Origin of the sequence: Lentzea albida (assembly GCF_900111005.1) — a bacterium.
Classification (GTDB): Bacteria; Actinomycetota; Actinomycetes; order Mycobacteriales; family Pseudonocardiaceae; genus Lentzea; species Lentzea albida.
Genome location: NZ_FOFV01000019.1, coordinates 164688 through 176364, shown reverse-complemented (window position 1 = coordinate 176364; position 11677 = coordinate 164688). Strand labels below are relative to the sequence as shown.

Annotated in this window: 12 protein-coding genes and 1 rRNA gene; 2 read left to right on the top strand and 11 right to left on the bottom strand. The window is 69.2% G+C overall.

Features of this window, described 5'->3' with window-relative positions:
- Both BMY74_RS36125 and tyrS read right to left on the bottom strand, forming a co-directional pair.
- Positions 1 to 192, bottom strand: a 16S ribosomal RNA gene (locus BMY74_RS36125); the annotation flags it as partial.
- Positions 193 to 762: 570 nt separating this feature from the next.
- On the bottom strand, positions 763 to 2037 hold the full coding sequence (gene tyrS / locus BMY74_RS36120) for a tyrosine--tRNA ligase (protein ID WP_089923850.1): 1275 nt from the start codon (positions 2035 to 2037) through the stop codon (positions 763 to 765).
- 137 nt (positions 2038 to 2174) lie between these two features.
- Between tyrS and BMY74_RS36115 the strand changes: the two genes are divergently transcribed.
- Both BMY74_RS36115 and BMY74_RS36110 read left to right on the top strand, forming a co-directional pair.
- A complete protein-coding gene (locus BMY74_RS36115) occupies positions 2175 to 2570 on the top strand; it encodes a hypothetical protein (protein WP_245786543.1) in 396 nt (131 codons plus the stop codon).
- 118 nt (positions 2571 to 2688) lie between these two features.
- Positions 2689 to 3732 carry a toll/interleukin-1 receptor domain-containing protein gene (locus BMY74_RS36110; RefSeq protein WP_089923843.1) on the top strand — a complete coding sequence of 348 codons (1044 nt, stop codon included), beginning with the start codon at positions 2689 to 2691 and terminating at the stop codon, positions 3730 to 3732.
- Here the strand turns inward: BMY74_RS36110 and BMY74_RS36105 are convergent.
- Genes BMY74_RS36105 through argC form a run of 9 tightly spaced genes read right to left on the bottom strand, consistent with a single transcriptional unit; the run spans position 3724 to position 11614 of the window.
- Positions 3724 to 4326 carry a DNA-3-methyladenine glycosylase gene (locus BMY74_RS36105; RefSeq protein WP_089923839.1) on the bottom strand — a complete coding sequence of 201 codons (603 nt, stop codon included), beginning with the start codon at positions 4324 to 4326 and terminating at the stop codon, positions 3724 to 3726. The genes BMY74_RS36110 and BMY74_RS36105 overlap by 9 nt on opposite strands.
- Positions 4316 to 5707 carry an argininosuccinate lyase gene (gene argH, locus BMY74_RS36100; RefSeq protein ID WP_089923836.1) on the bottom strand — a complete coding sequence of 464 codons (1392 nt, stop codon included), beginning with the start codon at positions 5705 to 5707 and terminating at the stop codon, positions 4316 to 4318. Before argH ends, BMY74_RS36105 begins: the two co-directional genes overlap by 11 nt.
- A gap of 28 nt (positions 5708 to 5735) precedes the next feature.
- On the bottom strand, positions 5736 to 5990 hold the full coding sequence (locus tag BMY74_RS47055) for an argininosuccinate synthase (protein WP_371927580.1): 255 nt from the start codon (positions 5988 to 5990) through the stop codon (positions 5736 to 5738).
- 4 nt (positions 5991 to 5994) lie between these two features.
- Positions 5995 to 6480, bottom strand: coding sequence for an arginine repressor (locus tag BMY74_RS36090; protein ID WP_089923830.1), 486 nt, complete (start codon positions 6478 to 6480; stop codon positions 5995 to 5997).
- The gene (argF, locus tag BMY74_RS36085; protein WP_089923826.1) at positions 6477 to 7409 is read right to left on the bottom strand and encodes an ornithine carbamoyltransferase; all 933 of its coding nucleotides are present in this window, start codon (positions 7407 to 7409) and stop codon (positions 6477 to 6479) included. Before argF ends, BMY74_RS36090 begins: the two co-directional genes overlap by 4 nt.
- Positions 7406 to 8563: an acetylornithine transaminase gene (locus BMY74_RS36080; RefSeq protein ID WP_089923822.1), complete on the bottom strand. Its 1158-nt coding sequence runs from the start codon at positions 8561 to 8563 to the stop codon at positions 7406 to 7408. Before BMY74_RS36080 ends, argF begins: the two co-directional genes overlap by 4 nt.
- A complete protein-coding gene (gene argB / locus BMY74_RS36075) occupies positions 8560 to 9432 on the bottom strand; it encodes an acetylglutamate kinase (RefSeq protein WP_089923819.1) in 873 nt (290 codons plus the stop codon). Before argB ends, BMY74_RS36080 begins: the two co-directional genes overlap by 4 nt.
- Positions 9429 to 10601 carry a bifunctional glutamate N-acetyltransferase/amino-acid acetyltransferase ArgJ gene (argJ, locus tag BMY74_RS36070; RefSeq protein WP_089923816.1) on the bottom strand — a complete coding sequence of 391 codons (1173 nt, stop codon included), beginning with the start codon at positions 10599 to 10601 and terminating at the stop codon, positions 9429 to 9431. Before argJ ends, argB begins: the two co-directional genes overlap by 4 nt.
- Positions 10598 to 11614: an N-acetyl-gamma-glutamyl-phosphate reductase gene (gene argC / locus BMY74_RS36065; protein WP_089923813.1), complete on the bottom strand. Its 1017-nt coding sequence runs from the start codon at positions 11612 to 11614 to the stop codon at positions 10598 to 10600. Before argC ends, argJ begins: the two co-directional genes overlap by 4 nt.
- Positions 11615 to 11677: the final 63 nt, after the last annotated feature.

The window sequence follows — 11677 nt, the reverse complement described above, 5'->3', positions numbered from 1 at the left end:
AACCATGCGGAAGAAGGTCGTATCCGGTATTAGACCTCGTTTCCAAGGCTTATCCCAGAGTACAGGGCAGGTTACCCACGTGTTACTCACCCGTTCGCCGCTCGTGTACCCCGAAGGGCCTTACCGCTCGACTTGCATGTGTTAAGCACGCCGCCAGCGTTCGTCCTGAGCCAGGATCAAACTCTCCAATAAGGATTGTGTTTGATCGCTCCAGACGGAATATGTCTGGCAATCTGGTCTTGCATCTCAAAGGAATACCCCGACGAGGGGTATTCATATTACTGGCTGTGTTTCGGCACGCTGTTGAGTTCTCAAAGAACACGCGCTCATCATCACGATCCGCCACAGGGCGACTCGATCCGAGGCTGTGTCATACATAAGCTTGTGTTTGAAACTTCCGACGCCCTTGGCCTCTGAGCTCAGACGAGCTACCGGCTGGGTCTTCATCGTTTCGCGGTCACCCACTCTACCACAGTCCGTGGAAGCTTGGTTCGTGACCTGTGTCGCGCTCCGTTCCGGTGTTCCCGGCCCGTTCCTCGCTGACATGGAGAAAGTTACACGCACGCCAACTGAGGGTCAAATCGGGGGCAACCCGGCCGCCCGCGATCAAGAAACCGCAGGTCAGCAGCCCCGTACAGGACCCTCTGATCACGCTATCGCAGCCCAAACCCGTGCACACTGTGACCGCGATCACACAGAGAAACGTCGAAGGCCGCCGGCCCCGAGTGGGACCGACGGCCTTCCATGACCTGAACGCGCAGGTCAGAGCTCCACGTGCACGCTCGCGTTGTTGCGCTTGCCGCGGCGCAGGACCAGCCACTTGCCGTGGAGCAGGTCCGACGACGCCGGCTTCCACTCCTCGTCGGTCACCTTCGCGTTGTTCACGTAGGCGCCGCCCTCGTTGACCGTCCGCCGCGCGGCACCCCGGCTCTCGGCCAGGCCCGACGCGATCAGCAGGTCGACGATCGTGGGCTCGTCCGCCAGGCGCACCTGGCCCTTGGGCGCCTCGGCCAGCGCCGCTTCCAGCACCGACGCGTCGAGGTCGCGCAGCTCGCCCCGGCCGAAGAGCGCCGACGACGCGAGGATGACCTGCTCCGTCGCGCGTTCGCCGTGCACCAGGTCGGTGAACTCCTGCGCGAGGCGCTTCTGCGCGGCCCGCTTGTGCGGCTCCTCCGCGGTCTGCTTCTCCAGCTCGTCGAGCTCCTCACGGGTGAGGAACGTGAACAACCGCAGGTAGCGCAGCACGTCGGCGTCACCGACGTTCACGAAGTACTGGTACCAGGCGTACGGCGAGGTCATCTCAGGGTCGAGCCACACGTTGCCGCCACCGGTGGACTTGCCGAACTTCCTGCCCTCGGCGTCGGTGACCAGCGGCGCCGTCAGCGCGTGGACGTGCTTGCCCTCGACGCGGCGGATCAGGTCCACGCCGCCGACGATGTTGCCCCACTGGTCCGAGCCGCCGATCTGCAGCGCGGTGCCGTACTTGCGGTGCAGCTCCAGGTAGTCGTTGGACTGCAGGAGCAGGTAGCTGAACTCGGTGTACGACATGCCGTCGCCCTCGAGGCGGCGCTTGACCGTCTCCCGCGACAGCATGACGTTGATCGAGAAGTGCTTGCCGACATCGCGCAGGAACTCGAGCGCGGTGACCTGGCCGGTCCAGTTGAGGTTGTTCTCGACGACCGCGCCCGTGGCCGAGTCGTCGAAGTCGACGAACCGCTCCAGCTGGCCGCGGATGCGCCCGGCCCACTCGGCGACGGTGTCGAGCGAGTTCAGCGTGCGCTCACCGGTGTCGCGCGGGTCGCCGATCATGCCCGTCGCCCCGCCCGCCAGCACGACGGGCCGGTGCCCCGCCATCTGGAAGCGCTTGAGCATGAGCAGCGGGACCAGGTTGCCGGCGTGCAGCGACGGCGCCGTCGGGTCGAAACCGCAATAGAGGGTGAGCGGGCCGGCGTCCAGGTCCTTCCGGAGTGCGTCGAGGTCGGTGGACGTCGCGATCAGGCCGCGCCAGGCAAGTTCGTCAAGGATGTGCTCGCTCACGCGTCTCATTGTCGCCTACCTGGTCCAACGGGTTTCGACCTGGTACTCGCATGGGTACGCCCGAGGGCATGACGGATCCTCGTGATGCGGAGTTACGGCGGCCCACTGAACACATGCCGCGCGTGAACGAGCCACATATGCCGCGTGTGAACGAGCCGGTGGTCGAGGAGGTCGTCCAGCGCGACGACGACTACCGCAGGGTGCGGACGGTGCGGACCGTCTGCGCGGTCATCGACATCGTGTGCTGGACGTTCGCCATCGTGCTGCTGGTGCACATCTTCCTGGTGATCGCCGGTGCGAACGCGGGCAACGGGTTCTTCCAGTTCGTCTCCGGGTGGGCGGACGGGATCACCCTCGGCCTGGACGGTCTCTTCACCCCGGAGAACGCGTCGGTCGCGACGCTGCTCAACGAGGGCCTGGCCGCTCTCCTGTGGCTGGTCATCGGTGCGTTGCTGACGAACCTGATCACTCGTGTCGCACTGCCTTCCGGACACCGCCGGGCCTGGTACCGCAGGACCACGGCCGTCCGCTGACGCGGCGACTCTTCGCCGTCGAGCGCCGCAGCGGGGCGCTCGACGGCGATGTCGCGCGTTCTGACCAGTTCCGCGTCCAGTTCGTTCCGCGACACGTACGGGGCCGTACTTTGGACCTGTGGCCGAGTACCAGTTCGACGTCGCACCCTCGTTCGCCGAGAAGGACCGCGAGAGGGTGTTGCCGATCGTGCGGCGTCTGGAGGACCTGGGCGTCAAGGTCTACTACGACGACGACCAGGTCGTGGCGCGGTGGGGCGCTGATCTGGTCGAGCACATCGCTGACACGCTGACGCACAAGGTTCGGTACGTGCTGATGTTCGCGTCACGGCACTACGTCGAGCAGGGGTTGGTGCGGCACGAACGCCGGACTGCGCAGGCGCGGGCGTTGGTGCAGCAGAACGAGTTCCTGCTGCCCATCCGGCTCGACGACACCGAGGTGCCCGGCCTGTTGCCCAGCATCGGGTACCTGGACCTGCGCAAGCACGACGACGAGGTGGTCGCGCAGTCCGTCGTGCAAAAGCTCGCGCAGCACCGTGCCGAGTTCACCTCGACGACGCCCATCACCGCGAAGTCGGTGGCGGCGCTCGCTCGGGAGAAGCCGAAGGGCTGGGAGTACCTGCTCTACGCGACCGTTGTGGCACAAGGGCTCGCGGAGTTGCAGCCGAAGTACCGCGAGCACTTCCTGCGGTATTCGCCGCGCAACGGGACCGTCGAGCACGGCAACGGGATCGGGCTCATCCGGGACCGCAACGTGGTGCTGAGCGAGATCATCAAGGTCGCGGTCGAGTCGGTCTTCACGCCGCAGACGCAGGAGGCCGCGTTCGGCAGGGCCGGTGAGCCGGGGGACGCCGAACGGATCGTGCACCTCGGTGAGCTGTTCGTGCGGACGTTCGACGAGATCCTGGACTGGGCACGCGCCATCCACGGGACGAGCTACGCGGACGGCAACGCCCGTGCCGCCGCTCGGGTGCAGGCGCGGTTCGCCGACCGGCAGCTCGAGGCGATGCACGAGGTCGCGCAGGACCTGCGGCAGGTGGCGGACACGCTGGTCGAGCGGTTGACGGCCGGGGAGCGGATCGAGATGACGGTGCCGCTGGTGTTCGAGGTGGAGCCGGCGTTGGAGCTCGAGTTCAAGGCCGCGCTGGACAAGCTGTCACGCTGACCTGCGGCGCTTGCCGCCCCTCTTGTACGTCGACACGGCCGGCGAGTCGATCCAGAACCGCCACGGCACGTCCATCGCCACGGCCACGCCGACGCGCGGGCCGGAGCGCACCTCGGTGACCGGTTCGCCCGCGTACAGGCGCACGGGCGAGGAAGCGGAGGTCAGGTCCAGGCCGTTGGACGACCGGTCGAGCCCGAGGACCTTGCACAGCCGTGCGGGGCCCTTGGCCAGTTCGGCGGCGGAACGCGAGGCGGGGCGGCGGGAGAAGGCGATGTCCTCGCCCTCGACGACCTCGCCCGCGCGCAGCAGCACGGCACCGGGGACGCCGTCGGTCAAGGACACGACGTTCGCGCAGAAGTGCATGCCGTAGACGAAGTAGACGTAGAGAAACCCTGCCGGGCCGAACATGACCTCGTTGCGCGGGGTCTTGCCGCGGTAGCAGTGCGACGCCGGGTCGTCGCCGCCCCGGTACGCCTCCACCTCGACGACGCGCACGCACACGCCGCCCGCCTCCAGGTACGAACCGAGGAGGAGCCGGGACGCATCGACCGGGTCGATGGCCAGCTCCTCCCTGGTCAGCAGCCTAGAAGTCACGTGCGGCAGCGGCCTTCGCGACGAGGGCGTCCAGCTGTTCGCGGACGCGGGAGGGCGCCGTGCCGCCGTGGGCGTCGCGGGACGCGATGGAGCCTTCGACGGTGAGCACCGAGCGGACGTCCGGGGTCAGGGCGGGCGAGATCGCGAGGAACTCCTCGTCGGTCAGGTCTTCCAGGCCGACGCCGCGGGACTCGGCCGCGCGCACGCACGCGCCGGCGGCCTCGTGGGCCACGCGGAACGGGACGCCTTGGCGCACAAGCCATTCCGCGATGTCCGTGGCGAGGGTAAAGCCCGCCGGGGCGAGCGACGCCATGCGGTCGACGTCGAACTTGAGCGTCGCCACCATGCCCGCGAACGCCGGGAGCAGGAGCTCCAGCTGCCCGACGCCGTCGAACAGCGGTTCCTTGTCCTCCTGCAGGTCGCGGTTGTACGCCAGCGGCTGCGCCTTCAGCGTCGCCAGCAGGCCCGCGAGGTTGCCGATCAGGCGGCCCGACTTGCCGCGGGCGAGTTCGGCCACGTCCGGGTTCTTCTTCTGCGGCATGATCGAGCTGCCGGTGGACCAGGCGTCGTCGAGGACCGCGAAGCGGAACTCGGCCGTGGTCCAGATGATGACCTCCTCGGCCACCCGCGAGAGGTTCACGCTGATCATGGCCAGCACGAACGCGATCTCGGCGGCGAAGTCGCGGGAGGCGGTGCCGTCGATCGAGTTCTCGACCGGGGCGTAGAAGCCGAGGTCGGCGGCCACCTTCGCGGGGTCGAGGCCCAGCGACGAACCGGCGAGGGCGCCCGAGCCGTACGGGGAGAAGCCGGCGCGCTTGTCCCAGTCGTGCAGGCGGTCGACGTCGCGCAGCAGCGCGTGCGCGTGGGCCAGCAGGTGGTGCGAGAGCAGCACGGGCTGGGCGGACTGCAGGTGCGTGCGGCCCGGCATGACGGCGCCGAAGTGCGTCTCGGACTGGGCCGCCAACGCGTCGACGACGTCGAGCACACCGGCGGCGACGCGGCGGGCCGCGTCGCGCAGCCACATGCGGAACAGGGTCGCGACCTGGTCGTTGCGGGAACGGCCGGCGCGCAGCTTGCCGCCCAGCTCGGTGCCGGCGCGGTCGATCAGGCCCCGCTCCAGCGCCGTGTGGACGTCCTCGTCCTCCAGCACCGGGGTGAACGCGCCCGACTCGACGTCGGCGAGCAGCTCGTCCAGCGCCTTCTGCATGCCGGCGAGTTCGTCGTCGGTCAGCAGACCCGCGGCGTGCAGCACACGGGCGTGTGCGCGCGAACCCGCGATGTCGTACGGCGCCAGCACCCAGTCGAAGTGCGTCGACAACGACAGCCGCGCCATCGCCTCGGCCGGTCCCGACTCGAACCGGCCACCCCACAAAGAACTCATTGCTGCGCAACTTTCATCTGGCCAGCTCTCAGCTGGCGAAGTCGTAGAGCGATTCTTCCGAACGGGCCACGAGCCCGACCACGCGCCCCTCGTACAGCGCGACGTCGACCTCGCCGGAACCCGACGGCAAGGCCATCCGCGCGACCCGCACGGCGACGGAACCCAGGCTGGACCTGATCACGCCGGCGCGGAAGTTGAGCTCGCGGACGGCCTCGGCGACGGAGACGGTCTCGCCGTCCACCGCCACGACGACGCCCGCGTCGAACGTCAGTACGGCGTGCACGGGCTCATTCATCGACGTCGCCCGCGGCGAGCGCGGTGATCCGGTCGGCGAGCTCGGCACCGGTCATCGGCTCGCGGGCCACGACGAGGATCGTGTCGTCGCCCGCGATCGTGCCGACCACCTCGTGCAACGCCGCCCTGTCGAGCGCCGACGCCAGGAACTGCGCGGCGCCGGGAGGCGTCCGCAGCACCGCGAGGTTGCCGGAGAAGTCCGTCGACACCAGCAGTTCGCCCAGCACGCGGACCAGGCGCGTCGTGCCGCCCTGGACGCCGCGCACGGGACTGCCGTCCTCCGGGATCACGTAGACGGGCGCACCGCCGTCGGGGCCGCGCAGCTTGACCGCGCCGAGTTCGTCGAGGTCGCGCGACAACGTGGCCTGCGTGACGTCGATGCCTTCCGCCGCAAGCAGTTTCGCGAGCTCGGACTGGCTGCGCACGGCTTGGTGCGCCACCATCTCGACGATGCGGCCCTGACGGGCGGTGCGGGTCATGACGACTGCTCCAGCAACCACACGAGGAGCGCCTTCTGCGCGTGCAGCCGGTTCTCCGCTTCCTGCCACACGAGCGACTGCGGGCCGTCGAGCACCTCGTCGGTGATCTCCCAGCCGCGGTGCGCGGGCAGGCAGTGCAGCACCGTCGAGTCGGGCTTCCCGGTGGCCTCGAGGAGTGAGGCGTTCACCTGGTACGGGCGGAACGGGCCGACGCGGTCCTTGCCGTCGTTCTCCTGCCCCATCGACGTCCAGGTGTCGGTGACCAGCACGTCCGAGCCGTCGACCGACTCGCGCGGGTCGCTGATCAGCGCCACCGAACCGCCGGTCTCGGCGGCGCGCTTCTTGGCGTCCTCCAGGAACTGCGGGTTCGGCACGAAGCCGGCGGGCGCGCCGATGCGGACGTGCATACCGGCCGTGGCGCCACCCAGCAGCAGCGAGTGCGCCATGTTGTTGGCACCGTCGCCCAGGTACGTCAGCGTCAGACCGGCCAGCCGACCATAACGGCGGCGGATCGTCTGCAGGTCCGCGAGAACCTGGCACGGGTGGAACTCGTCGGTCAGCGCGTTCACGACCGGGATGCGCGACACGGACGCCATGGCCTCCATGCGCGCCTGGGCGAACGTCCGCCACACCACGGCGTCGACGTACCCGGACAGGATCCGCGAGGTGTCCTCGATCGTCTCCTCGCGGCCCAGCTGCATCGACCGGCCGTCGATGATCACCGGGTTGCCGCCGAGCTGCGCGATGCCGACCTCGAACGACAGGCGGGTGCGCGTGGAGTTCTTCTCGAAGATCACCGCGACGGACTTGGGGCCCGCCAGCGGCTTCGCGGTGAAGCGGTCCGCCTTGTAGGCGTCCGCGAGGTCGAGGACGGCCGCCTGCTCCTCGGTGGACAGGTCGTCGTCGCGCAGGAAGTGCCTCGGGCTCACGGCGTCTCCTCGAAGAAGGTGGGGAGCGCGGCGACGAAGGCCTGCGCGTCGGACTCCTCCAGCACGAGCGGCGGGGCGAGCCGCAGCACGTCGGGCTGGATCGGGTTGATCAGGTAACCGGCCTTCTGCGCGGCCGCCGCGGCCTTCGCCGAGACCGCCTCGCGCAGCGTGATGCCGAGCAGCAGGCCGGCTCCCCGCACTCCGGAGATGGCGGGGTGGTGCAACGCCTCCACGCCCGCGGCGATCTCCTTGCCCACGGACGAGGCGTGCTCGAGCAGGCCTTCCGAGGCGATCGTGTCGAGCACCGCGAGACCGGCGGCGCAGCACACCGGGTTGCCGCCGTAGGTCGTGCCGTGGTGACCCGGCTTGAAGAGGTCCGCCGCCGCGCCGAACCCGATGGTGGCGCCGAGCGGCAGGCCACCGCCGATGCCCTTGGCCAGCGTCATCACGTCCGGCACGATGCCGGCCTGCTGGAACGCGAACCACGTGCCGGTGCGGCCGATGCCGGTCTGCACCTCGTCGAGGACGAGCAGCGCGCCGTGCTCGGCGGTGATCCGGCGGGCCTCCTGCAGGTATCCGGCGGGCGGCACCATGACGCCCTGCTCGCCCTGGATCGGCTCGACGACGAACGCAGCGGTGTCGTCGTCGATCGCGGCCTCCAGGGCAGCCACGTCACCGAACGGGATGTGCGAGACGCCGGGGACCAGAGGTGCGAACGGCGCGCGCTTCGGCTCCTGACCGGTGAGGGTCAGCGCGCCCATCGTGCGGCCGTGGAACCCGCCGATCGTGGAGACGACCTTCGTGCGGCCGGTGAGGCGCGCCATCTTCAGCGCCGCCTCGTTGGCCTCCGCGCCGGAGTTGCAGAAGAAGACCTTGCCGGGCTCCCCCGCGAGGTCCAGCAGGCGTTCGGCGAGCTTCAGCGCGGGCTCGTTGACGTACAGGTTGCCGGTGTGGCCGAGCTTCGCGATCTGCGTGGACACGGCCTCGACGATCGCCGGGTGCGCGTGGCCGAGCGCGTTGACCGCGAGACCGGTCAGCAGGTCGACGTAGCGGTTGCCGTCGGCGTCCCAGACGTGCGCGCCCTCGCCTCGTTCGAGCTGCAACGTGGGCGTGCCGTAGTTGTCCATCATGGACTGTTGCCAGCGGGTGGTCATTTGTTGTCCCCCAACACCATCGTCCCCACACCTTCGGAGGTGAAGACTTCGAGCAGAACGCTGTGGGCCAGCCTGCCGTCGATCACGTGCGCCTGCGGGACGCCGCCGCGCACCGCGCGCAGGCAGGCCTCCATCTTCGGCACCATGCCGCTTTCCAGGTCCGGCAGGATCTTCTCCAGCTCGGAGGCCCGGATCTGGTCCACCAGGGACGACTTGTCGGGCCAGTTCGAGTAAAGGCCTTCGACGTCCGTGAGCACCACGAGTTTCTCGGCACCGAGAGCGACCGCGAGGGCGCCGGCCGCCGTGTCCGCGTTCACGTTGTGCGGCACGCCGTGGATGTCCGGCGCGACCGACGACACGACCGGGATGCGGCCCGCACGGACGATGTCGAGCACCGCGTCCGGGTTGACCTCGGTGATGTCGCCGACGAGGCCGATGTCGACCTCCTCGCCGTCCACGACCGCGCCGCGGCGGGTGGCCGTGAACAGGTGCGCGTCCTCGCCGGAGATGCCGACGGCGTAGGGACCGTGCTGGTTGATCAGGCCGACGAGCTCGCGCCCGACCTGCCCGACCAGGACCATCCGCACGACGTCCATGGCCTCGGGCGTGGTGACGCGCAGGCCGCCGCGGAACTCGCTGTGGATGCCGAGCCGGTCGAGCATCGACTTGATCTGCGGGCCGCCGCCGTGCACGACGACCGGGCGCAGGCCGCACAGCCGCAGGAACACCATGTCCTCGGCGAACGCCTTCTTCAGCTCGTCGTCGACCATGGCGTTGCCGCCGTACTTGACGACCACCAAAGCGCCCCGGAAGCGCTCCAGCCACGGCAGCGCTTCGACGAGGACCGCCGCCTTCTCCTGTGCGTTCATGAGGAGTACGCGCTGTTCTCTTCGACGTAGTCGTGCGACAGGTCCGTGGTCAGCACGGTGGCTTCGGCCTCACCGACGTTGAGGTCGATGACGATCTCGATGTCACGACCGGAGAGGTCGGCCTCGGAGCGGTCGCGGTCGCGGGTTCCGTTCCGGTACAACGAGACGCCGTTGATGATGATCTGCAGCACGTCCGGGTCGATCTCGGCGTCCGCGCGGCCGAGCGCCATCGCGATGCGGCCCCAGTTCGGGTCGCTGCCGAACAACGCCGTCTTCACCAGGTTGTCCTCGGCGACCGTCCGTCCGATGTGGACGGCCTCGGCCTCGGTGGCGGCCTGCTTGACGGTGATGCTGATCTCCTTCGTGACTCCCTCGGCGTCGCCCTGGAGCTGCTTGACCAGGTCGCCCGCGACCTCGGTCAGCAAAGCGACGAAGTCGTCGAACGACGGCTCGACGCCCGAGGCGCCCGAGGCCAGCACCAGCACGGTGTCGTTGGTGGACGTGCCGCCGTCGACGTCGAGGCGGTCGAACGTGCGCGAGGTCGCCTGGCGCAGCGCCTTGTCGAGCTGGTCGCCGGAGATCTTGGCGTCGGTCGTGATGACCGACAGCATCGTGGCCATGTTCGGGGCGAGCATGCCCGCGCCCTTCACGAACCCGCCGACCGACCAGCCCTGCTCGGACGCCTTCCACGACTGCTTCGGGCGGCTGTCCGTGGTCATCACACCGGTGGCGGCGTTCAGGCCGGCCTCGACGGTGGAGTCCAGCTCCTTCACGACGTTCTCGACGCCGGTGAGGACCTTGTCCATCGGCAGGCGCTCACCGATCAGGCCGGTGGAGCAGACCGCGACGTCGACCGCGCCGGTGCCGAGCACCTCGGCGACCTTCTCCGCGGTGGTGTGCGTGTCCTGGAAGCCCTCGGGACCGGTGCACGCGTTGGCGCCGCCGGAGTTGAGCACGACCGCGGTGAGGCGCCGGGACTGGATGACCTGCTGCGACCACAACACCGGCGCGGCCTTCACCTTGTTGGTGGTGAAGACGCCCGCGGCGGCGTCGGACGGCCCGTCGTTGACGACGAGCGTGAGGTCCAGCGCGCCGGATTCCTTGATCCCGGCGGCGATCCCGGCGGCCCGGAAGCCCTGGGGGCCGGTGACGCCCTTGTTGCGGTTCACGGAGCGACTCCAACGGTCGAGAGGCCGGTCGTTTCCGGCAGTCCGAGAGCGAGGTTCATGCACTGGACAGCGGCACCGGCGGTGCCCTTGGCCAGGTTGTCGACGGCGGCCACGACCACGAGCCGGTTCAGGTCGGCGTCGACGGTGACTTGCAGCTGGACGGCGTTCGAACCGAGAACCGCGTTCGTCGTCGGCCAGAGACCTTCGGGCAGCAGGTGCACGAACGGCTCGTCCGCGTACGCCTTCTCGTAGGCCTCGCGAACGTTTGCGGCGGTGTCCTTCAGCGTCGCGGTGCAGGTGGCGAGGATGCCCCGGGACATCGGCGCGAGCACCGGCGTGAAGCTGACGCTGATCGGACGACCGGCCGCCGCGGACAGGTTCTGCTTGATCTCGGGCGTGTGCCGATGGGCTCCACCGACGCCGTACGCGCTCGCGGAGCCCATGACCTCGGAGCCGAGCAGGTTCGTCTTCAACGACTTGCCGGCGCCTGACGTGCCGGACACGGCGACGATGACGACCTCGTCCTCGATGAGGTCCACGGCCGGTGCGAGCGCCAGCGAGGAGACGGTCGGGTAGCAGCCGGGCACGGCCACGCGGCGGGCGCCGACGAGCGCGTCCCGCCCGTGGGGAAGCTCGGGCAGCCCGTACGGCCAGGTGCCCGCGTGCTCGCCGCCGTACCACCGCGTCCAGTCGTCGGCGCTGGTCAGGCGGTGGTCGGCGCCGCAGTCGATCACGATCGTGTCGTCGCCGAGTTGCTCGGCCAGCGCGGCTGAGTGACCGTGGGGAAGTGCGAGGAACACCACGTCGTGGCCCTTGAGCGTCTCGACTGTGGTGTCTTGTAGTTCTCGGTCTGCGAGCGGCAGGAGGTGCGGCTGGTGCTTGAGCAGCCTGTCACCGGCGCTGCTGTTGGCCGTCAGCGCGCCGATCTCGATGTCCGGATGGCCCAGTAGCAGGCGGAGCAGCTCGCCACCCGCGTACCCGCTGGCGCCCGCGACCGCGATCCTCACTGTCATGCGCATGATTATGCACGGTCATGCAAACCCACTCAACCGTGAACGTGGCCACCTGGCCACCCG